At 76.8% G+C, this 19,808-nt stretch carries 19 protein-coding genes; 6 read left to right on the top strand and 13 right to left on the bottom strand.

Annotated elements, in window-relative coordinates; all coding sequences use genetic code 11:
• Window positions 1–134: 134 nt before the first annotated feature.
• The 4 genes from AB6N23_RS01440 to AB6N23_RS01425 all read right to left on the bottom strand — a co-directional run bounded on the left by AB6N23_RS01440 (window position 135) and on the right by AB6N23_RS01425 (window position 5,219).
• Window positions 135–1,016, bottom strand: a complete 882-nt coding sequence (locus tag AB6N23_RS01440) for a sugar phosphate isomerase/epimerase family protein (protein ID WP_412864066.1) — start codon at window positions 1,014–1,016, stop codon at window positions 135–137.
• A 77-nt stretch (window positions 1,017–1,093) separates the two neighbouring features.
• Window positions 1,094–2,257 carry a Gfo/Idh/MocA family protein gene (locus AB6N23_RS01435; RefSeq protein WP_412864028.1) on the bottom strand — a complete coding sequence of 388 codons (1,164 nt, stop codon included), beginning with the start codon at window positions 2,255–2,257 and terminating at the stop codon, window positions 1,094–1,096.
• A 441-nt stretch (window positions 2,258–2,698) separates the two neighbouring features.
• The gene (locus AB6N23_RS01430) at window positions 2,699–4,198 is read right to left on the bottom strand and encodes a mannitol dehydrogenase family protein (protein ID WP_412864026.1); all 1,500 of its coding nucleotides are present in this window, start codon (window positions 4,196–4,198) and stop codon (window positions 2,699–2,701) included.
• Window positions 4,199–4,232: 34 nt separating this feature from the next.
• The gene (locus AB6N23_RS01425) at window positions 4,233–5,219 is read right to left on the bottom strand and encodes a LacI family DNA-binding transcriptional regulator (protein ID WP_412864024.1); all 987 of its coding nucleotides are present in this window, start codon (window positions 5,217–5,219) and stop codon (window positions 4,233–4,235) included.
• Window positions 5,220–5,479: 260 nt separating this feature from the next.
• Between AB6N23_RS01425 and uxaC the strand changes: the two genes are divergently transcribed.
• The 5 genes from uxaC to AB6N23_RS01400 all read left to right on the top strand — a co-directional run bounded on the left by uxaC (window position 5,480) and on the right by AB6N23_RS01400 (window position 11,340).
• The gene (gene uxaC / locus AB6N23_RS01420) at window positions 5,480–6,961 is read left to right on the top strand and encodes a glucuronate isomerase (RefSeq protein ID WP_412864022.1); all 1,482 of its coding nucleotides are present in this window, start codon (window positions 5,480–5,482) and stop codon (window positions 6,959–6,961) included.
• On the top strand, window positions 6,958–7,632 hold the full coding sequence (gene eda, locus AB6N23_RS01415; RefSeq protein ID WP_412864020.1) for a bifunctional 4-hydroxy-2-oxoglutarate aldolase/2-dehydro-3-deoxy-phosphogluconate aldolase: 675 nt from the start codon (window positions 6,958–6,960) through the stop codon (window positions 7,630–7,632). Before uxaC ends, eda begins: the two co-directional genes overlap by 4 nt.
• 59 nt (window positions 7,633–7,691) lie before the next feature.
• Window positions 7,692–8,795: a PfkB family carbohydrate kinase gene (locus tag AB6N23_RS01410; protein ID WP_412864018.1), complete on the top strand. Its 1,104-nt coding sequence runs from the start codon at window positions 7,692–7,694 to the stop codon at window positions 8,793–8,795.
• Window positions 8,796–8,883: 88 nt separating this feature from the next.
• Entirely contained in the window at window positions 8,884–9,912 is a 1,029-nt protein-coding gene (locus AB6N23_RS01405; RefSeq protein ID WP_412864016.1) for a LacI family DNA-binding transcriptional regulator, read from the top strand.
• Between the two features lie 468 nt (window positions 9,913–10,380).
• Window positions 10,381–11,340, top strand: a complete 960-nt coding sequence (locus AB6N23_RS01400) for a hypothetical protein (protein WP_412864014.1) — start codon at window positions 10,381–10,383, stop codon at window positions 11,338–11,340.
• Window positions 11,341–11,366: 26 nt separating this feature from the next.
• On the opposite strand, the gene AB6N23_RS01395 is transcribed toward AB6N23_RS01400, so the two are convergent.
• The 6 genes from AB6N23_RS01395 to AB6N23_RS01370 all read right to left on the bottom strand — a co-directional run bounded on the left by AB6N23_RS01395 (window position 11,367) and on the right by AB6N23_RS01370 (window position 16,638).
• Entirely contained in the window at window positions 11,367–12,068 is a 702-nt protein-coding gene (locus AB6N23_RS01395; RefSeq protein WP_412864012.1) for a FadR/GntR family transcriptional regulator, read from the bottom strand.
• 60 nt (window positions 12,069–12,128) lie between these two features.
• Window positions 12,129–13,007: an amidohydrolase family protein gene (locus AB6N23_RS01390; protein WP_412864010.1), complete on the bottom strand. Its 879-nt coding sequence runs from the start codon at window positions 13,005–13,007 to the stop codon at window positions 12,129–12,131.
• Window positions 13,008–13,135: 128 nt separating this feature from the next.
• On the bottom strand, window positions 13,136–14,938 hold the full coding sequence (locus tag AB6N23_RS01385) for a gamma-glutamyltransferase family protein (RefSeq protein WP_412864064.1): 1,803 nt from the start codon (window positions 14,936–14,938) through the stop codon (window positions 13,136–13,138).
• A 97-nt stretch (window positions 14,939–15,035) separates the two neighbouring features.
• The gene (locus AB6N23_RS01380; protein WP_412864008.1) at window positions 15,036–15,539 is read right to left on the bottom strand and encodes a GNAT family N-acetyltransferase; all 504 of its coding nucleotides are present in this window, start codon (window positions 15,537–15,539) and stop codon (window positions 15,036–15,038) included.
• Complete coding sequence (locus tag AB6N23_RS01375; protein ID WP_412864006.1) at window positions 15,536–16,000, bottom strand: tRNA (cytidine(34)-2'-O)-methyltransferase; 465 nt, start codon at window positions 15,998–16,000, stop codon at window positions 15,536–15,538. The genes AB6N23_RS01380 and AB6N23_RS01375 overlap by 4 nt, the downstream gene beginning before the upstream one ends.
• Before the next feature lie 50 nt (window positions 16,001–16,050).
• Window positions 16,051–16,638: a TetR/AcrR family transcriptional regulator gene (locus AB6N23_RS01370; RefSeq protein ID WP_412864004.1), complete on the bottom strand. Its 588-nt coding sequence runs from the start codon at window positions 16,636–16,638 to the stop codon at window positions 16,051–16,053.
• A gap of 56 nt (window positions 16,639–16,694) precedes the next feature.
• On the opposite strand from AB6N23_RS01370, the gene AB6N23_RS01365 reads away from it, so the two are divergent.
• Window positions 16,695–17,936: an MFS transporter gene (locus tag AB6N23_RS01365; RefSeq protein ID WP_412864002.1), complete on the top strand. Its 1,242-nt coding sequence runs from the start codon at window positions 16,695–16,697 to the stop codon at window positions 17,934–17,936.
• Here the strand turns inward: AB6N23_RS01365 and AB6N23_RS01360 are convergent.
• The 3 genes from AB6N23_RS01360 to AB6N23_RS01350 all read right to left on the bottom strand — a co-directional run bounded on the left by AB6N23_RS01360 (window position 17,908) and on the right by AB6N23_RS01350 (window position 19,806).
• Window positions 17,908–18,534 (bottom strand): flavodoxin family protein, encoded by a 627-nt coding sequence (locus tag AB6N23_RS01360; RefSeq protein WP_412864000.1) that lies wholly within the window; start codon window positions 18,532–18,534, stop codon window positions 17,908–17,910. The two genes, AB6N23_RS01365 and AB6N23_RS01360, sit on opposite strands and share 29 nt — an antisense overlap.
• Window positions 18,535–18,757: 223 nt before the next feature.
• A complete protein-coding gene (locus tag AB6N23_RS01355; RefSeq protein WP_412863998.1) occupies window positions 18,758–19,249 on the bottom strand; it encodes a hypothetical protein in 492 nt (163 codons plus the stop codon).
• 44 nt (window positions 19,250–19,293) lie between these two features.
• Window positions 19,294–19,806: a hypothetical protein gene (locus tag AB6N23_RS01350; protein ID WP_412863996.1), complete on the bottom strand. Its 513-nt coding sequence runs from the start codon at window positions 19,804–19,806 to the stop codon at window positions 19,294–19,296.
• Between the last annotated feature and the right edge of the window lie 2 nt (window positions 19,807–19,808).

Genomic DNA, 19,808 nt, shown 5'->3' with positions numbered 1-19,808 from the left:
AGTCGGACGCGCCTCGCGGTGAGCGGTTTCGGCAACGATCGGATCAAGGTGCGCCGCCGCCGCGCGGACCTCCGGACACGCGTCCGGCCCGGCCCCGCGCGAGGGGACCGGGCCGGACGGGCGGCGTGCGGGGGTCAGAGGTGCGGCAGGACGTGCCGCACGTGCCGCTCCGCCATGGTGGCGAGGGTGGCCTCGGCGGGGTCGGCCCAGATCGCCTCGTGGAAGATCTCGACCTCGACGTCGCCGGCGTAGCCCGCGTCGCGGACCCAGCCGGTGATCGTCGCGACGTCGACGTAGCCGTCCCCGACGTGCCCGCGGGAGTTCAGGGGCTCGGCCGCGAGCGGCAGCACCCAGTCGCACACCTGGTACGACGCGATGCGTCCCTCGGCCCCGGCCCGCGCGACCTGCCGCCGCAGGTCCGGGTCCCACCACACGTGGTACGTGTCGACGACGACGCCGACGACGTCCGGGGCGAACGGCGCCGCGAGGTCGAGCGCCTGCCCGAGCGTGGACAGGACCGCGCGGTCCGCGGCGAACATCGGGTGCAGCGGCTCGAGGACCAGCCGCACGCCGTGCTCCGCCGCGTACGGCGCGAGCTCCGCGATCCGGTCGGCGACCCGCTGGCGGGTGGCGACGAGGTCGCGCGCCGGGTCGGCGGCGCCCGCGTCGGCGGACGGGTACGGGCGTGCGGCCGCGCCCGGGGCGGGGCACGCCGGCAGGCCGCCGACGACCATGATGAGCTCGCGCGTGCCGAGCGTCGCCGCCTCGCGGATCGCGAGCCGGTTGTCCTCGAGCGCCGCGGCGGCCCCGTCGGGGTCGGGCGTCGTGAGGAACCCGCCGCGGCACAGCGACGAGACGCGCAGGCCGTGGTCCGCGACGACGCGGGCGGCCTGCTCCGCGCCGACCTCCTGCACGCGGTCGCGCCAGACGCCGATCGCGGACAGGCCCGCCGCCGCCGCCGCGGCCGCCGCCTCCGGCAGCCTCAGGTGCTTGGTCGTCGCCGTGTTGAGCGACAGCCGCGCGAGGTCCGCCCGCCGCCCCGCGGCCGCCTGCCCGACGGGGGCGACGGCGACCGTGCCGGTGCCCGCCCCGCTCACAGCGTGATCTCGGGGACGTCCAGGCGCCGGCCCTCGTCCGACGAGCGCAGGCCCAGCTCGGCGAGCTGCACGCCGCGTGCGGCGGAGAGCAGGTCGAACCGGTGCGGGCGGCCCAGCGCGACGTCGGCGAGGAACTCCTCCCACTGAGCCTTGAAGCCGTTGTCGAGCTCGGCGTTCGCCGGGATGTCGATCCACTGGTCGCGGAAGTGCTCGGTCGTCGGCAGGTCGGGGTTCCACACCGGCTTCGGCGTGGCCGAGCGCGGCTGCGCGACGCAGTGGAACAGGCCCGCGACGGCCGAGCCGTCGGTGCCGTCCACCTGGAACTCGACGAGCTCGTCCCGGTGCACGCGCACGGCCCACGACGAGTTGATCTGCGCGACGACCGGGTCGCCGGCCGGCGTCTCGAGCTGGAAGATCCCGTACGCCGCGTCGTCCGCGGTGGCCTCGTAGGGCTCGCCCTTCTCGTCCCAGCGGGTGGGGATGTGCGTGGCGGTCTGCGACGACACCGTGCGGACCTTGCCGACGATGCCCTCGAGCACGTAGTTCCAGTGGCAGTACATGTCGACTGTCATGCCGCCGCCGTCGGCCTTGCGGTAGTTCCACGACGGGCGCTGGGCGCTCTGCACGTCGCCCTCCCACACCCAGTACCCGAACTCGCCGCGCAGCGAGAGGATCCGGCCGAAGAAGCCCTCGTCGACGAGGCGGCGCAGCTTGACCAGGCCCGGCAGGTAGAGCTTGTCGTGCACGACGCCCGCGGTGACGCCGGTGGTCTCGCGCAGCCGCGCGAGCTCGGTCGCCTCGTGCAGCGTCTCGGCCGTCGGCTTCTCCGTGTAGACGTGCTTGCCGGCCTTCATCGCCTCGGTGAGCGTCGCCGCGCGCAGGCTCGTCATGGACGCGTCGAAGACGATGTCGGTCGCCGGGTCGTGGATCGCGGCCTGGAGGTCCGTCGTCCAGTGCTCGACGCCGTGCTTCTCGGCCAGCTCGCGGACCTTGTCGGCGTTGCGGCCGACGAGGACGGGCTCGACCTGCACGCGCGTGCCGTCGGGCAGCGTGATGCCGCCCTGCTCGCGGATCGGGAGGATCGAGCGGACGAGGTGCTGGCGGTAGCCCATGCGGCCCGTGATGCCGTTCATGGCGATGCGCAGCGTGCGGGTGGTCATCGGGTCTCCCTGTCGTCGGGGCCGGCGCCGTCGCCGCCCGGAGGAATGCGCTTTCCGCACTGTAACGGACGGCCCCGCCCCGCCGTCAAGACCACGACCCCGCGGCTCCCCACTCACGCCACCGTCGCCCCGAGCCCGCGAACCGGTCGTCGTGCAGCACCGGCGGCCGGGATCGCTGCACGACCGCCGGTTCGGCGCGGTGCCGGACGACGGACGGGCCGGTGCTCGACCGTCCGGCTCCTCGTGGGGTGCGACCCGGTCGTTCTGCAGCACCGGCGGCCGCGACTGCTGCAGAACCGCCGGTTCGACGCGGTGCCGGGCGACGGGACGACCGGGTGCCGCACCGGCCGGTCCCCCCGGGGCGCCAACCGGTCGTCGTGCAGCACCGGCAGGGTCGCGTGCTGCGCGACGGCCCGGTCGGCGGGGCCTCGAGGACGCGGGTCAGCGGGTGAGGGTGCGCAGGGCCGCGACCGTCGCGTCGCGGAAGCCCGCCGACGCCGCGACGTCCGCCGGGACGACCTGCCGCAGCGCCAGCACGCCGTCGACCGCCTGCTCCGGCGACCCGGCGGCGGCCTCCGCGAGCGTCGCCGCGAGCGGGTCGTCGAGCGCCACCGTCCGCCCGCCCACGACGAGTCCGCCGGCCACCGCCGCCCGCACGTACGCGACCCACGCGGCGAACGTCGTCGCCGCCGCGTGCGGCACCGCGCCCGCGGCGAGCCGGTCGGCCACCGTGCCCAGCAGCCGCACGGGCAGCTTCTGCGACCCGTCCATCGCGACCTGCACGGTCGTGTGCCCGGTCGCGGGGTTCGCGAACCGGTGCAGCACCTCGTCGCGGTACGCGGCCAGGTCGGTGCCGTCGGGCGCGACGAGCGTCGGCAGGACGTCCTCGTCGACGAGCGCCCGCGCGACCGCCGCGAGGTCCGGGTCGGCCACGGCCTCGGCGATCGTCGCGTGCCCCCGCAGCGCGCCCAGGTACGCGAGCGTCGAGTGCGTCGCGTTGAGCACCCGCAGCTTGGCGCGCTCGTACGGCGCCACGTCGCCCGTCAACGTCGCCCCGGCGCGCTCCCACGCCGGGCGCGGCCCCGCGAAGGCGTCCTCGACCACCCACTGGAAGAACGGCTCGCCGACGACCAGCCCCTCGTCGCGCAGGCCCAGCAGGCGCTCCGCCTCGGCGTGGTGCGCGTCGGTCGTCGCCGGCACGATCCGGTCGACCATCGTCGACGGGAACCGCACCGCCGCCTCGACCCACGCGCCGACGGCGTCCGCGCCGGGCACCGCGGCCAGCGCGTCGGCGACGAGCCCGGCCAGCACCGTGCCGTTGTCGGTGAGGTTGTCGCAGCACACCACGGTCAGCGGCGCGCCGGACGTGCGGTGCCGGCGCACGAGCCCGCGCACCAGCATGCCGACGGGCGTGCGCGCCGCCCCGTCGACGGGTCCGGCGAGCTCCGCGGCGGCGTCGGCCAGGTCGGCCGCCACCTCGTCGGCCGCGACGTCGAGCGTGCCGCCCGGGCCGCGCCGGTACCCCTTCTCCGTCACGGTGAGGGTGACGACGTGCGTCGTCGGCGCCGCGAGGGCGTCGAGCACGCGCCCGGTGTCCCGCCCCGGGTACGCGACGTCGCGCACCGAGCCGACGAGCCGCAGCGAGGTGGCGTCGGCGCCCGCCGTCAGCACGCCGTACAGGCCGTCCTGCGGCACGAGCTGCTCGGCGACGCGCGGGCTGCGCTGCGTGACGCCGAGGACGCCCCACCCGGTCGCGCCGGCGGCCGCCGCGGCGTCCTCCGTGCACAGCAGCTGGTGCGCCCGCGTGAACGCGCCGAGGCCCAGGTGGACCTGCCCCACGGTGAGCGCGGTGGGGTCGACGGCCGGGCCGCGGACCGCGTCGGGCAGAGGCCGGGCGGCGCGCTCGCGCCACGTCGGCAGGGTCAGCCGGGGGTGCGTCATCGAAGGCTCCGGTGGTCGGGTGCGGTGGTCGTGGTCAGGTGGCCGGCGGCGCCGTGGACGCGCGCACGACCAGCTCGACCGGCAGGGCGACGCGTGCGGGCGCGTCGGTGTGCGGCGGGTCGAGCAGCAGGTCGACGGCGGTGCGGCCGAGCCGGGCGAGCGGTGCGGCGACGGTCGTCAGGGCCGGCGTGACGAGGGTGGCGACGGGGGCGTCGTCGAAGCCGACGACCGACACGTCGTCCGGCACCCGCACCCCGCGCGTGCGGAGCCGGTCGAGCAGGCCGAGGGCCATGAGGTCGTTGTGCGCGAGCACGGCGGTCGCGCCGGCGGCCAGCGCGAGGTCGGCGGCCGCGACGCCGCCCGCGAACACGGGGGCGTGCGCGCCGAGGTCGACGACGTCGAGGCCGGGCAGCTGCGCGGCGAGGTCGCCGGACAGGCCCTCGCGGCGGCGGGCGTCGGACCACGAGCCGGGCGGGCCGCCGGCGTACGCGACGCGCCGGTGGCCGAGCGCGTGCAGGTGCCGCACCGCCTGGCGGACGCCGTCACGGTTGTCGATGACGACGGACGGCAGCCCGGCGTCCTCGCGGTTGACGAGCAGCAAGGGCCGGTCGTCGGCGGCGACCTCGGCGAGGTCGTCGGCGGACATGCGCGGCGAGCACAGCAGGACGCCGTCGGCCTGCGCGCCGAGGTGCGAGACCAGCTCCGCCTCGAGCAGCGGGTCCTCCTCGGCGTCGGCGACGACGACGGCGTGCCCGGCGGCGCGCGCCCGCGCCTGCACGGCCTTGGCGACGGCGGAGAAGAACGGGTTCTCGAGGTCCGGCACGACGAGGCACAGGTGCCCGGAGCGGCCGGTGATGAGCTCGCGGGCGGCCCGGTTGGGGCGGTAGCCGAGCTCGCGCGCGACGCGGCGGACGAGCTCGCGGCGCTCGGGCGCGACGAGGTCGGGGGCGGACAGGGCGCGGGACGCGGTGGCGGGGGAGACGCCGGCGGCGCGGGCGACGTCGCGCAGCGTGACGGCCATCCGTCCTCCTCGTCACGGGGGCCCGGCGCGTGCCGGGAGGCGGACGGACGTCCGCGATGAATGCGATTTCAGCACGTCGCACCAACTCGCCGCAACGGCGGGCGTCCCTCTTGCGCGTCGCGCTCGCCGCCTGGCATGGTCGTGACTGCAAACGCATTCATCCGTCGGATGCGCTACCCCGCCCCGCGTCGTCGCGTCGGCCGGGCCTGCGGCGACGGGCGCGCAGGGGCGCCCGTCGCCCCCGACGTCCAGGAGGACCCATGAGCCACACCGCAGCCCGCTGGACGCTGCACCCCGACCGCGCGCTGCCGGCCGACCCCGTGACCCGGGGCATCGCACGGCAGGTCTTCGACGCCACCCGCGACCTGCCGATCGTGTCGATGCACGGGCACGTCGACGCGGGCGTGCTCGCGCGGGACGAGCCGTTCGGCGACCCCGCGTCGCTGCTCGTCGTCCCGGACCACTACCTCGTGCGCATGCTGGTCTCGCAGGGCGTCCCGCACGACGCGCTGGGCGTCCCCCGCGCGGACGGCCGGCCGGTGGAGACGGACCCGCGCGCGATCTGGCGCACGTTCGCCGCGCACTGGCACCTGTTCCGCGGCACGCCCACGCGGTTCTGGCTCGAGCACCAGCTCGTCGAGGTGCTGGGCGTGAGGCACAAGCTGACCGCCGAGACGGCCGACGAGGCGTACGACACGATCGCGGAGCGGCTCGCCGATCCGGCGTTCCGCCCGCTCGCGCTGCTCGACCGGCTCGACATCGAGATCATCGCGACGACCGACCCGGCGACCGCGACGCTCGCGGACCACGCCGACCTGGCCGCGCGCGGCTGGGGCGACCGCGTCGTCCCGACGTTCCGGCCCGACGCGCTGCTGCACGTCGACCGGCCGGGCTGGCGCGACGACGTGGCGCTGCTCGGCGAGCGTGCGGACGTCGAGATCGGCTCCTACCGCGACTACGTGCGCGCGCTCGAGGCCCGGCGCTGGGCGTTCGTCGAGGCGGGCGCGCGCGCCACCGACCACGGGCACCTGCGTGCGGACACCACGCCGCTCGACCCCGCGGACGCCCAGGCCGTGTTCGCCGCGGCGCTCCGCGGCGAGGTCACGGCCGCCGAGGCCCAGGCGTTCAGCGCGCACATGCTGTTCGAGATGGCGCGCATGTCGACGCAGGACGGCCTCGTGATGCAGCTCCACCCGGGCGCGCTGCGCGACCACGACCCGCGCGTGGCGCTCGAGCGCGGCGCGGACGTCGGCTACGACATCCCGGTCGCGACGGAGTACGTGCGCTCGCTGGCGCCGCTGCTCGAGGCGTTCGGGCACCACCCGGGCCTGCGGCTCATCCTGTTCACGCTGGACGAGGACACGTTCAGCCGCGAGCTCGCGCCGCTCGCCGGCGTGTACCCGGCGGTGCGCCTGGGTGCCCCGTGGTGGTTCCTCGACACCCCGGACGGCATGCGCCGCTACCGGGAGGCCGTCACGGACACGGCGGGGTTCTACAACACCACCGGGTTCGTCGACGACACCCGCGCGTTCCTGTCGATCCCGGCCCGGCACGACCTCGCGCGCCGCATCGACGCCGGGTTCCTCGCGCGGCTCGTCGTGGAGCACCGGCTGGACGTCGACGAGGCCGTGCAGACGGCCGTCGACCTCGCCTACCACCTGCCGCGCATGGCGTACCCTCCTGTCACAGCAAGCGCTTTCCGCGGCACCGACGCCGCCACCCCCCAGGAGGTCATGCCGTGACCGAGACCGCCGCCACCGCGCCCCACACCGGCACCACCGTCCTCGAGCGCCTCGCCGCGCACCGCCTCGTCCCGGTCGTCGTCCTCGACGACGCGAAGGACGCCGACGGCCTCGGCGCCGCCCTCGTCGGCGGCGGGCTGCCGGTCGCCGAGGTGACCTTCCGCACCGCGGCCGCGGCCGACGCGATCCGCGTGCTGCGCGACCGCGGCGACGTGCTCGTCGGCGCCGGCACCGTCCTGACGGCCGACCAGGTCGACGCCGCGGTCGCCGCGGGCGCCGACTACGTCGTCTCGCCGGGCACGAGCCGAGCCGTCGTCGAGCGGTGCCACGAGCACGGCGTCCTCGCGCTGCCCGGCGCCGTCACCGCCACCGAGGTGCAGGCCGCCCTCGAGCTCGGCGTGACCACCGTGAAGTTCTTCCCGGCGGGCACGTCCGGCGGCGCGAAGGCGATCGCGGCGCTGGCCGCGCCCTTCGGCGGCGTGCGGTTCGTGCCGACCGGCGGCATCGGGCCGGCGAACCTCGACGAGTACCTGGCCCTGGCGTGCGTCGCCGCGGTCGGCGGCTCGTGGATGGTCCCGCGCGACCTCGTGCGCGCCGGCGACCTCGCCGCCGTCCGCGGCCTCGTCGCCGACGCCGTCGCGCTGGCCACCGACCTGCGCCCCGCCGCCTGAGCCACCCGCCCCACCCCGCGCGCCCGACCCCCGTCCCACGGACCCCTCAGGAGCCGACGATGCCCGACCTGACGATCCGCCCCGCGTCCGAGACCCGCTACGACGCGGTCAGCCTCGGCGAGGTGATGCTCCGCCTCGACCCGGGCGAGGGGCGCATCCGCACCACCCGCACGTTCCGCGCGTGGGAGGGCGGCGGCGAGTACAACGTCGCCCGCGGCCTGCGCCGGGCGTTCGGGCTGCGCGCCGCGATCGTCACCGCGCTCGCGGACAACGAGGTCGGGCGGCTCGTCGAGGACCTCATGCTGCAGGGCGGCCTCGACACGCAGTTCGTGCGGTGGGTGCCGTACGACGGCGTCGGGCGTGCCGCGCGGAACGGGCTCAACTTCACCGAGCGCGGCTTCGGCGTCCGCGGTGCCGTGGGGGTGTCCGACCGCGGGCACACGGCCGCGTCGCAGCTCGCGCCCGGCGACGTCGACTGGGACCACCTGTTCGGCGAGCTGGGCGTGCGGTGGTTCCACACGGGCGGCATCTTCGCGGCGCTGTCGGACACCGCGGCCCAGACGGTGATCGAGGCGGTCACGGCCGCGCACCGGCACGGCACGGTGGTCTCGTACGACCTCAACTACCGGCCGTCGCTGTGGAAGGCCGTCGGCGGGCAGGCCCGCGCGCAGGAGGTCAACCGGGAGATCGCGCCCCACATCGACGTCATGATCGGCAACGAGGAGGACTTCACCGCCTCGCTCGGGTTCGAGGTCGAGGGCGTCGACGAGAACCTGTCCGACCTCGAGGTCGACAAGTTCGCCGCGATGATCGAGAAGGTCGCCGCGACGTACCCGAACTTCCAGGTGATCGCGACGACGATGCGCGCCGTCCGCTCGGCGACGGTCAACGACTGGGGCGCCCTCGCGTGGTCCCGCGCGTCCGGGCTCGTCCAGGCGACGCACCGCCCGGGCCTGGAGATCCTGGACCGCGTCGGCGGCGGCGACTCGTTCGCGTCCGGCCTCGCGTTCGGGCTGCTCGACGGGCAGGACCTGCAGACGGCCGTCGAGTACGGCGCGGCGCACGGCGCGCTCGCGATGACCACGCCGGGCGACACGACCATGGCGTCGAAGGCCGAGGTGCTCAAGCTCGCCGGCGGGGGCGGCGCGCGCGTCGACCGCTGACGTCGGCGGCCGGGCCGCACGGGGGACGGCGTCTCGCCGTCGCGCGCGTCCCGGCACGACGCCGGGCGGCTGCCCTAGCCTGGCGCGCATGGCCTCCAGCGTGACCCTCAGCGACGTGGCGCGTGAGGCCGGCGTCTCGCTGGCCACCGCGTCGCGCGCCATCAACGGCAGCGCCAACCGGACGGTGCGTCCCGATCTCCGCGAGCGCGTGCTCGCGGCGGCCGAGCGCCTGCGGTACACCCCCGACGCCAACGCGCAGGCGATGGCCCGCGGCCGCACGACGTCGCTCGGCCTGGTCGTGCACGACATCGCCGACCCGTTCTTCTCCTCGATCGCGGCGGGGGTCACGCAGGCCGCGGACCGCGCGGCGCTGCAGGTGACGCTCGCGAGCACGCAGCACGAGCCGGCCCGCGAGGTCGAGCTGGTGCGGCTGCTGCAGCGTCAGCGGGCGCGCGCCATCGTGGTCGCGGGCGGCCGCCACGACGACGAGGCGGAGAACGACGCGATGCGCGACGCGCTCGGCGACTTCCGCGCCGCCGGGGGCGCCGTCGCGCTCGTGGGGCAGCCGGTGCTCGGCGTGGACACGGTCGCCGTGGACAACGCCGCGGGCGCCGACGCGCTCGCCCGCGCGCTGCACGCCCGCGGCTACCGGCGGCCCGGAGTGCTCGGCGGCCCGCAGGACCACCTGACGGCGCGCGAGCGCCGGGACGCCTTCACGGCGGCGTTCGCCGAGCTGGGCGACCCGGTCGACCCGGCGCACGTCGTCACCGGCGACTTCACGCACGAGGGCGGCGAGGCGGCGATGCGCGAGCTCCTGCACGTCGGCCCCGACGTGGACGTGGTGTTCGCCGTCAACGACGTCATGGCGCTGGGCGCGCTCGCGGCGGCCCGCGACCTCGGCGTCCGCGTCCCCGAGGACGTGGCGCTCGCGGGCTTCGACGACATCCTCACGCTGCGCGACGTCGTGCCGCCGCTCACGACGGTCCGGGTGCCGCTCGTCGACGTCGGCGTCCTCGCGACCGAGCTCGCCCTCGAGGAGCACACGGGCACGCCCCGACTGCGCACGGTCCCCACCGAGGTCGTGCTGCGCGCGTCGACCCCCGACCGCACGGCCTGAGGCTGCTCGGTCCGCTCGTCGGCGCGTTCCCGCCACCGGGGCGTCGCAGGACGAGGTGACCTGCCTCGCCCAGCGGCGTGTCGCCGGGGAGGAGGACCTCGTCCCGCGGGCGTACGCACATGGTGCGCACGCTGTGCGTACGCCCGCGGGACGGCATCGCCTCCCGTGCCGACACGCCCACCGGCGACACGCCGACACCGCGCGCATGCGCAGGTCGGCCGACGGCGCGCGCGATGCCCGTGCGGTGCGGGTGCACGAGCCCGCGCGGGGCGGGCCCGCCCGCCGGACGCCCGCCGGACGTGCGGCGGACGTGCGGCGACGACGTCGAGGCGTGGGCCGCGGAGCCTCCCGCTCGCGCGGACGCTGCGAGACCATGCCTCCGTGGGTCCGAGCGGCGGGCGAGCGACGAACGTGCTGAGGCGTGCCCTGCCACGGGCGCGCGCGAGCGCAGCCACCGTCGGCGCGGCCGTGGTCGGCGGGACCGTGGTGCTGGCACTGCTGACGGCGTGCGGGCCGGGTGCCGGGTCCGCGGCCACTGGGCCCTCCGTGCCCGCGGCGGGGACGTCCACGACGGGGACCGGGGCGCCGTCCACCATCGCCTCCGCGCCGGAGGCGTTGCCCGCGGCGGTCGTCGAGGCGCTGTCCGTCGAGGTGGGGCAGGCGCGGACCGACCGCCTGGCGCGCGTCGTCGAGCTGCGCGTGCGGAACGCCGGACCGGTCGACGTCCGCGTCGTCGAGGGTCGGCTGACGACCGCGACGACCGGCGCGCCCGCCGTGACCGACCGGGTCCGGGACGTGCGGGGCGGCGCGACGCGGTCCCTGCGGGCCGCGCTCGCCCCGCCGGTGTGCCCCGACGGCGCCGCCGGCGCCACCGCGTCCGACCCGGAGGCGGTCGTCGAGCTCGACGTGGTGGACGCCGCGGGCCGGGCCGGCACGGTCCGGCTGACGCCCGCCGACGGCTCCGACGAGCTGCGTCGCATCCACGGCGAGGACTGCGCGGCGCGGGCGGTGGCGTCCGGGCTCGCGCTCACGCTCGACGAGACCCTGGCGACGCGGCGGGAGGGCGACACGCTCGTCGCCGACCTCGTGCTCCGCGTGCGCGCCGTGCCCGGCGGGCCGCACGTCCGCGTGCACGAGGTCGGCGGGACGACGCTGCTGCGCCCCGCCGGTGCCCTCGGTGCGTGGGCCGTCGCCGTCGACTCCGCGGCGCCCCCGCCCGACGGGCGCGTCGTGCTGCCCGTCGTCCCCGCGCGCTGCGACCTGCACGCGATCGCCGAGGACAAGCGGGGGACCGTCCTCGGCGTCCGGGCGGTCGTCGACGGCGTCCCGCAGCCCGAGACGTACGTCGCGGCGTCGCCGGCGCTGCGCGCCGCCCTGCACGCGTTCGTCCTCGACGCCTGCGGCGCACCCGACGACGCGCGCCGCTGACCGCGGACCTCAGCGCACCTCCGGCGTCAGCGGGCCCCCACCTCGGCCCGGGCGCTGCGGCCCACCATCAGGTCCTCCACGCCGAGCAGGTGCGTCGCCATGCGCAGCCGCGCGCGGTCGGGGTCACGTGCGGTGATCGCGGCGAGGATCGCCTCGTGCTCCGCGGCGACGCGGTCGCCCGCGACGTCGTGGAGCTCCTCCCACGCGCGGCGGCGCGCGTGCGTGCCGGCCAGGCCGTCGATGAGGGCGGCGAGCACCGAGTTGCCGGACCCGTCGGCGACGGCGCGGTGGAACGCCAGGTCCGCGGCGACCAGCGCCTCGGGGTCGGGCGCCGCGTCGACGAGCGCGCGGCTGGTCTCGTCGAGCGCCGCGCGGGCCCGCGCGATCTGCGGGTCGGTCATCCGCAGCGCCGCGAGCCCCGCGGCCTCCGTCTCGAGCATCCGGCGCACGGCGTGCAGCTGCGCGCGGTCACCGGGGACGTCCGCGACGAACGCGAGCGGCGTCAGCAGCGTCGCCGGGTTGAGGTCCGTGACGTACGTGCCGTCGCCGTGCCGCGCCTCGAGGATGCCGAGGACGACGAGCGCCCGGACGCCCTCGCGCAGCGACCCGCGGGACACGCCCAGCTCGACGGCGAGCTCCTTCTCGGCCGGCAGCCGGTCGCCCGGTCGCAGCCCGCCGTCGAGGATCAGCCGCTGGATGTCCTCGACGACGCCCTGGGTGCGTGACACGTGCCCACCCTCGTCCGGTCCGCTGTGACCGTCGACCTGGACGGTCGACCCGGTTCGATGCTAGCTCGCGGCGACGAGCGGGGGGATGCCGTAGACCTCGACCGCGGTACGGCCGAGCACGCACGCCCGCCCGGCGGCGTCGAGCCCGTCGAGCGTCGTCGCGACCGTGCACCACGCCTGCTCCCAGGACGCGTGCCCGTGCAGCGCGCTCGGCCAGTCGCTGCCGGCCATGAGGCGGTCCGCCCCGAACGTGGCGATCGCGTGGTCGACGGCGGGCCGGACGTCGTCGGCGGTCCACCCGGGGCCGGCGGCGCGGCCCAGGCCCGCGAGCTTCGCGACGACGTTCGGCGCCTGCGCGACCTCGTCGAGGGCCGCCGCCCAGCGCGCCCACGTCGCCGTGTCACCGGCCCGCAGCGCGGCGAGGGGAGGTCCGCCGAGGTGGTCGACGACGACGGTGAGCTTGGGGTGCCGCTCGGCGATGGTGGCGACGTGGCCGAGCAGCTCGGGCGTCGTCGCGGGGAGGTCGAGGACGAGGCGCCGCTCGGTGAGCACGTGCAGGCCGTCGTCGACGGCGTCCCGGACGAGCCAGCGTGCGTCGGCCTCCCGGTCGACGTGGTGGCTGACGCCCACGACCGGCTCGGCGCGCCAGTGGTCGAGCTGCGCGGCGGCCTCGTCGGGGCGGTCGAGGGGGACCCACGCGACGACGCCCACGACGTCCGGCGAGCTCAGCGCCTGGAAGAGGAGGTGCTCCGAGTCCGCGCGGTTGTCGGCGGACTGCACGAGCACCACGCCGTCCACGTGGTGCTCGTGCAGCTCTCCGCCCACGTCGGCGACGCGGTACGCCTGGTGCAGGAGGGAGGGGTCCTGCGCCATCCACGGGTAGTGGACCGTCTCGGGGTCCCACACCTGCAGATGTGCGTCCACGACGTCGTAGGGCATGGTCCGACCGTAGCGGTGCTCCGATGTCTGGAACGTCCCACACGCCCGATCCTCATCCAACCCTCATCCGGGACGTCCCGGGCGAGACAGACATCCGATGACTCAGAACGTTGGGGTGCGCGTGCGACTCAGCGCCCGACGGCGTACCCCTGCATGCCGCGGGGGTTCGCCGCCGCCTCGAGCAGGCCGTCGGCGCGCACCCCCGCGGCGCTGATGCGCCCGAGCGTCCACGCGCCCGCGTCCTGGACGTCGTGCCCGCGCGCGGCGAGCGCCGCCAGGACCTCGGCGCCCACGCGCGACTCCACCGTGAGCCCGCGCGGCGTGTGCGTGCGCGGGTGGAACGAGCCGTGCACGTGCGTCGAGTGCCACGACGCGCCGTCGATGGCCGCCTGCAGGTCCGCGCCGCCGACGAGGTGGCGCAGCAGGAACGGCACGGTCCACTGGTCCTGCTGGTCGCCGCCGGGCGTCCCGAACGCGAAGCCGGTGCCGCCGTCGCCCAGCACCAGCGCGGGGCTGAGCGTGGTGCGGGGGCGCGTGCCGGGGACGAGGCTCGACGGCAGCCCCCGCTCGAGCCAGAACATCTGCGCGCGCGTCGGCAGCGCGAAGCCCAGGCCGGGCACGACGGGGCTGGACTGCAGCCAGCCGCCCGACGGCGTCGCGGACACGCGGTTGCCCCACCGGTCGACGACGTCGACGTGGCACGTGTCGCCGGGGGACAGGCCGATCGGTGACACCGTCGGCTCGCCGAGGCCCTCGGCGGCCACCCCCGCCGCCACCCCGCCGTCGGCCGCGGCCCGCGCCTCGACGAGCGCGCGCGGCAGCACCGGCTCGCGCCCGTCGGGGCTGCCCGGGCGGTACCCGCCGTCGGCCTCCGGTCCCACGAGGTGCGCACGCTCGGCGGCGTACGCGGGGGACAGCAGCGCGTCGAGCGGGACGTCGCCGGAGTCGCCGTACCAGGCGTCGCGGTCGGCGAACGCGAGCTTCGCGGCCTCGGTGACCAGGTGCGCGAGGTCCGTGGTCGGCTCGACGGCCACCTGCCCGCGCGCCTCGGCCGCGACGACGTCCCGGACCAGCGCGTCGACGCCCAGCGCGTCCAGCAGGCGCAGCTGCTGCAGCAGCACCGGGCCCTGGCCCCACGCGGCCGTCTTGTGCACCTCGACGCCGGCGAAGGGCACCGACACGGTGGGCTCCTCGGTGGCACGCCACGCGGCCAGGTCGTCCCCGCGCAGGAAGCCCGCGTGCGCGGACCCCGTCGCGTCGTGCACGGGGGTGCCCGCCACGAACGCGTCGACGGCCTCGGCGACGAAGCCCTCGTAGAACGCGCGCCGCGCCGCCTCGATCTGCGCCTCGCGGTCGGGGCCGGCGGCCGCCGCCTCCGCGAGGAGCCGCTCGAACGTCGCCGCGAGGGCCGGGTTGGCGAACCGGGCGCCCGCCGCGGGCGCCGCGCCGTGCGCCAGGTAGACCTCGGCGCTCGTGGGCCAGCGCGCGGCGAACATGTCCGCGACGGTGGCGATCGTGCGCGCCGCGGCGGGCACGAGCGGGTAGCCGTCGCGCGCGTAGCCGATCGCCGGGGCGAGGACGTCGGCGAGCGGCAGCGTGCCGTACCGCGCGAGCAGGTCGAGCCAGGCGCCGAACGCCCCGGGGACGACGGCGGCGAGGTGGCCGGTGCCCGGGACGACGTCGACGCCGAGCGCCGCGAACGCGAGCGGCGTCGCCGCGGCGGGCGCCGTGCCCTGGCCGACGACGACGAACGTCCGCCCGTCCGCCGCGCGGTGGCCGATGACCGGCACGTCCCCGCCCGGGCCGTTGAGGTGCGGCTCGACGACCGACAGCGTGAAGCCCGCCGCCACGGCGGCGTCGAACGCGTTGCCGCCCGCCTCGAGGGTGCGCATGCCGACCGCGCTCGCGAGCCAGTGCGTCGAGCCGACCATGCCGAAGGTGCCCGTGAGGACGGGCCGCGTGGTGAACACCCGACGATCCTGCGCCGCCGTGCGCGCCGCGGCCAAACGGCGACGTGCGCGGCACCGGTCAGGCGCCGGCGAGCGGCTTCTGCAGGAGCGTCACGCTGAACGTCGGGAAGTCGCGCTGCCCGACGGCCGTGAACCCGTGCGCCTCGTAGATCGCCCGCAGCGCCGGGTTGGTCGTGCGGCAGTCGAGCCGCAGCAGCCCGACGCCGGCCGCGCGCCCGCGCGCGGCCGCCCAGTCGAGCAGCGCGCCGCCCAGGCCCGTGCCGACGCGCGAGCGCGCGGTCATCAGCCCGTGCACGTACACCGCGGGCGTCGTGTCCTCCCCCCAGAAGTCGGGGTCCGACCACAGCAGCCGGAGCGTCCCGACGACCTCGCCGGGACCCCCGCGGACGACGTGCCACTCGCCGGCCGCGAGCTGCGCCTCCACGGCCGCGCGCGGCAGCGACCCGCGTGGCCACTGCACGACCCCCGCGTGCTCCATCCAGTCCTCGAGGGCCGCGCGCAGGGCGAGGATCGCGTCGACGTCGTCCGCCCGGGCCGGCTCGACGAGCACGGCGGCGCTCACGCGCCCCCCGGGAAGCCGAGCACCCGCCACGCCTCGTACGTCGCGACGGCGGCCGCGTTGGACAGGTTCATCGACCGGCGGCCCGGCAGCATCGGGATCCGCACGCGGTCCGTCACGCGGGGGTGGTCGACGACCTCGTCGGGCAGCCCCTCGGGCTCGGGGCCGAACAGGAGCACGTCGCCGTCGCACCAGTCGACGTCGGTGTACCAGCGCTCCGACCGCGCGGTGAACGCGAGCACGCGGGCGCCGGGCAGGGCGTCCAGCAGGGCGTCGAGGTGCGGGTGCACGACCACGTGCGCGAGGTCGTGGTAGTCCAGGCCGGCGCGGCGCAGGCGCGCCTCGGAGAGGTCGAAGCCGAGCGGCTCGACGAGGTGCAGCGTCGCGCCCGTGCCGGCGCACATGCGGATCGCGTTGCCCGTGTTGCCGGGGATCCGCGGCTCGAACAGGGCGACGTGCAGCACGGGTGCATCCTGCCACCCGACCGCGGTCGGGCTGCCGCCGGGGTGGTCGGTCAGGCGTGCGCCGCCAGCAGCGCCGCGGCGGTGCGCCGGGCCAGCGCGACGGGGTCCGCCGGCGTCCCGCGCAGCAGGCTGGCGAGCACCCCGTTGTAGAGCAGGAGCAGCGCGTCGGCCGTGGCGGCGGGGTCCGCGTGGCCCGCGTCCGCGGCGAGCGCGACGAGCCGGTCCGTGACGAGCCGGGTGTCCTGCCGGACCAGCTCGAGCACGGGGTCGGTGCCGGGCTCGGCGGGCACGGGTCGCTCGGACGCCGTCGCGAGGAAGCAGCACCACTGCGTCGGCCCGCTCGCCGCCCGGAACGTCGCCACGGCGTCGAACACGGCGAGCAGCCGGTCGCGCGGCGTGCCGGCGCGGGCGACGGCGGCGTCCCAGTGCTCGAGCCACGCGTCGAGGCGGCGCCGGAGCACCGCGTGCAGCAGCCCGTCCTTGGACCCGACGTGCTTGTACAGCGTCGCGACGGCGACCCCGGCCGCCGCGGCGACGGCGTCGACGCCGGTCACGGCGATGCCGTCGCGGAAGAACAGGCCCTCGGCCGCGTCGAGGACCCGGTCCCGGGTGTGCTGCGTGTGCCGCGCCGCCGCCATGCCGCTAGCGTAACGATCGTTATGGTGAAACGAGCGTTCTACCCAGGCGGTGCCGCATGACGACGACCACGGCGCGACCGGCGGGGGTGGGGGCCCTGGCCACGGTCGCCGGGATGCTGCTCGTGGCGACGACGTACGGCATGGCGCGGTTCGGCGTCGGCCTGTTCGCGCCCGCACTCGCGGACGAGCGCCCGCAGCTGGCCGACGTGCTCGGCTGGGCCGCCGCCGCGCAGTTCACGTCGTACTCCGTCGCGGCGCTCGCGGCGGCGCGTCTCGTCGACCGCCGCCCCCGCGCCGGGCTCGTCCTCGCGGGGGTCACCGCGACGGTCGGCTGCCTCGGTGTCGCCGTCACCGCCACGCCCGCGGTGCTCGTGGCGGCGGTCTTCGTCGCCGGCATGGGCGGCGGGTTCGCGTCGCCGGCGCTCGTGCCCGTCGTCGACGCGGTCGTGGCGCCGCGGGCGCGGCCGACCGCCCAGTCGGTCGTCAACGCGGGGACGGCCGTCGGCGTGGTCGGCGCGGGCCTCGTCGCGGCCGGCACCCCGGCGGTGGCGCCGGCCTGGGTCCTCATGGCCCTCCTCTGCGCGGGGACGGCCGCCGCGGCGCGGTGGTCGGCGCGGTCGGTCGGCGCGGGTCGTCACGGGCCGGCAGGACCGGGTGCCGGGGCCGCCCCCGGCAGGGGCGACGGCCCGGCCGCCGTCGCGCGTGACGTCTCGACCGGGACCGCCGTGGACGCGTCCGCCCGGCGGCCCCTGCTCGCACCCGCCGCCGCGGCCGTCGTCGTCGGCGCCGGCTCGGCGCTGACGTGGACGTTCGGGCCGCTGCTCCTCACCGCGGCGGACGCGGTGGCGCCCGCACGGGTCGGGTGGCTGTGGGTCGCGCTCGGCGCGGGCGGCGTGCTGGGCGTGCTGACGGGTGCGCTCGTCGCCCGGCTCGGCCTGCGGCGGGCGTGGTGCGCGTGCTCCGGTGCGCTCGCGCTGGCGACGGCCGGCGTCGCGCTGTCGGTCGCGACCGCCGGGCCCGCGCCGGCGTACGCGGGCATGGCGCTGTTCGGCGCCGCCTACATGGCCGCGTCGGGCGTGCTCATCCTCTGGGCGCGTCAGGTGCGGCCAGCGGGTGCCGGCGCCGCCACCTCGGTCCTGTTCGTCGCGCTGGCGACGGGTCAGGCCGTCGGCTCGGCCGGGTTCGGCGTCGCGCGCGGCCCGCTCGACCCGGTGGTGCTCGCCGTGGTGGCGGCCGCCCTGTGCCTCGTCGGCGGCGCCGGCGTGCTCGTCAGACCGCGGGGTACTGCTGCCGCTTGAGCAGCCGCGCCAGGTGGGCGGTGTTGGCGGCGAGGGTCCGCGTCGTCGTCGTCACCGTCTCGGGCGTCTCGTCGAGGTCGTGGTAGTCGGTGCCGCCCATCGCCTCGCCGACCCAGTAGGTGATCGCCGCGGCGGGGATGGTGAAGCCCACGTCGTTGAGCGCCTGGAACAGCTCGGCGCTGACGTGGTGCGCACCGTCCTCGTTGCCGACGACCGCCACGGCCGCGACCTTGCCGTACGTGAGCAGGCGGCCCTCGTCGTCCTGCTCGGACAGCTCGGCGTCGAGCCGCTCGAGCGCGCGCTTGGTCACGCTCGACGGCTGCCCCATCCAGATGGGCGTCGCCATGACGAGGATGTCGGCGGCCATGACCTTCTCGCGGATCGCCGGCCACGCGTCGCCGTCGCCCATGTCCTTCTGCACGCCCGGCTTCACGTCGTGGTCCACGACCCGCACCACCTCGCCGGTGACACCGCGCGCTCCCAGCGCCGCGAGCACCTGGCGCCCGAGGAGCTCGGAGCTCGACGGGCTCGGCGACGGCGTCAGCGTGCCGACGAGGACGAGGGCGGTGAGGTCCGGTGCGGGGGTGTCGGTCGTCATGGGCACCACCCTGCGTCGCCCCGGTCGTCGCCGCGACCGCAGCGGGGCGGCACGCCTGCCCTCGCCCGCCCGATCTTCCGGGGTAAGGCAGCAGGGGGATGAGCGCGCCAACTGCGCCGACGAGGGCAACGACGAGCAGGGCGACGACCGCGAGGAGGACGAAGAGGTTGTTCGCCACACGCAGCAGAGGGTCCTCCGGGACGAACGTGGCCCCCTTCTGACCTTAGTAGGGGGTCTTGACGACGACCGCGCCGTGCCGGCCCACCGCTTCGTCCGAGCGCACGACCGTCGCCATGCGCCCGCTCTCCAAGGACGCCAGGGCGCCCTCGAGCGCGGTGACCGAGCATGCGAGACGGATGGCCAGTCGGTGCAGGGTGACGTCGAGCCGTCCGTCGGCCTGCCAGTCCAGCAGTCCCATGACGTCCTCCGCCAACGCCGCGTAGCGGACCGTGGCCGTCTGCCGCGCGTGGCGCAACTCCTCCGGGTCGATGCCGGCCCGGTGCCACGCCTGCTGCGGCGAGGGATGCGGAAACACCACACGGGTCCGGGCATCGTCGAGGGCGAGGATGCGCAGCGCCACGTACGCGTCGACGTGCTCGTCCCACGTCGTCAGCGGGCGACTGCCGTCGCCCCAGGCGTGCAGCGCCAGGCGCGTGGACGCACCGGCCGGTGCGTCGCTCCAGTCCAACGAGGTGCACGCCACCAGCTCGTCCACGGTCGCCGGGCGCCCGAGGAGCTTCAGGCCCCACAGGAGACGCGCTAGGGATCCCGTCCCCAGGATCTGTTCGCTAGATCCGGCCTGCGTCGCCGCTCCGATCGCGTGGAGCCATGCGAGCTGGACGCCGTCAGACGTTGGTCCTGCGCCAGCCTCGGCGGTTCGAGGCCGAGGGGATTCGTGCCGCCCTCGACCGGGTCGGGGTACAGCTGCACGAGCCACTGCTCGACGGGGGGCCGTGCGAGGTCGGCGCCGTCGTCGTCGTCCTCGCTGTCGTAGCGCCCGCGAGCCAGGACGACCACCCGCACGTGCCGCATGCCTGACAGGTCGATCTCACCACCGGGTTCGTCCGGGTTGCCGTACAGGGTCAGGATCGCGTCTTCGGGGTCCAGCGCCCGATAGACCAGCTCCGCGCGGTCCTCCCACCCCGCCTGCCACGGAGGTCGCGCGTCCCACCGCTCCAGTACGGGGGGCAGCTCTGGGGCGGCTACAACATCCGCCCACGGCGGTGCCCGACGTGCAAGGGCAAGGGCGGTCGACCCGAGCGCGAGGAGCACTG

The sequence above is a fragment of the Cellulomonas pasadenensis genome, assembly GCF_047229365.1.
GTDB lineage: Bacteria > Actinomycetota > Actinomycetes > Actinomycetales > Cellulomonadaceae > Cellulomonas.
This window is presented reverse-complemented; position numbering and strand designations above follow the sequence as displayed.

What these genes read in the sequence shown, in the direction of transcription:
- AB6N23_RS01435 (WP_412864028.1), bottom strand. Translation starts at nt 2,257, where the DNA reads ATGACCACCCGCACGCTGCGCATCGCCATGAACGGCATCACGGGCCGC.
- AB6N23_RS01430 (WP_412864026.1), bottom strand. Translation starts at nt 4,198, where the DNA reads ATGACGCACCCCCGGCTGACCCTGCCGACGTGGCGCGAGCGCGCCGCC.
- AB6N23_RS01425 (WP_412864024.1), bottom strand. Translation starts at nt 5,219, where the DNA reads ATGGCCGTCACGCTGCGCGACGTCGCCCGCGCCGCCGGCGTCTCCCCC.
- uxaC (WP_412864022.1), top strand. Translation starts at nt 5,480, where the DNA reads ATGAGCCACACCGCAGCCCGCTGGACGCTGCACCCCGACCGCGCGCTG.
- AB6N23_RS01410 (WP_412864018.1), top strand. Translation starts at nt 7,692, where the DNA reads ATGCCCGACCTGACGATCCGCCCCGCGTCCGAGACCCGCTACGACGCG.
- AB6N23_RS01405 (WP_412864016.1), top strand. Translation starts at nt 8,884, where the DNA reads ATGGCCTCCAGCGTGACCCTCAGCGACGTGGCGCGTGAGGCCGGCGTC.
- AB6N23_RS01390 (WP_412864010.1), bottom strand. Translation starts at nt 13,007, where the DNA reads ATGCCCTACGACGTCGTGGACGCACATCTGCAGGTGTGGGACCCCGAG.
- AB6N23_RS01385 (WP_412864064.1), bottom strand. Translation starts at nt 14,938, where the DNA reads ATGGTCGGCTCGACGCACTGGCTCGCGAGCGCGGTCGGCATGCGCACC.
- AB6N23_RS01370 (WP_412864004.1), bottom strand. Translation starts at nt 16,638, where the DNA reads ATGGCGGCGGCGCGGCACACGCAGCACACCCGGGACCGGGTCCTCGAC.
- AB6N23_RS01365 (WP_412864002.1), top strand. Translation starts at nt 16,695, where the DNA reads ATGACGACGACCACGGCGCGACCGGCGGGGGTGGGGGCCCTGGCCACG.
- AB6N23_RS01360 (WP_412864000.1), bottom strand. Translation starts at nt 18,534, where the DNA reads ATGACGACCGACACCCCCGCACCGGACCTCACCGCCCTCGTCCTCGTC.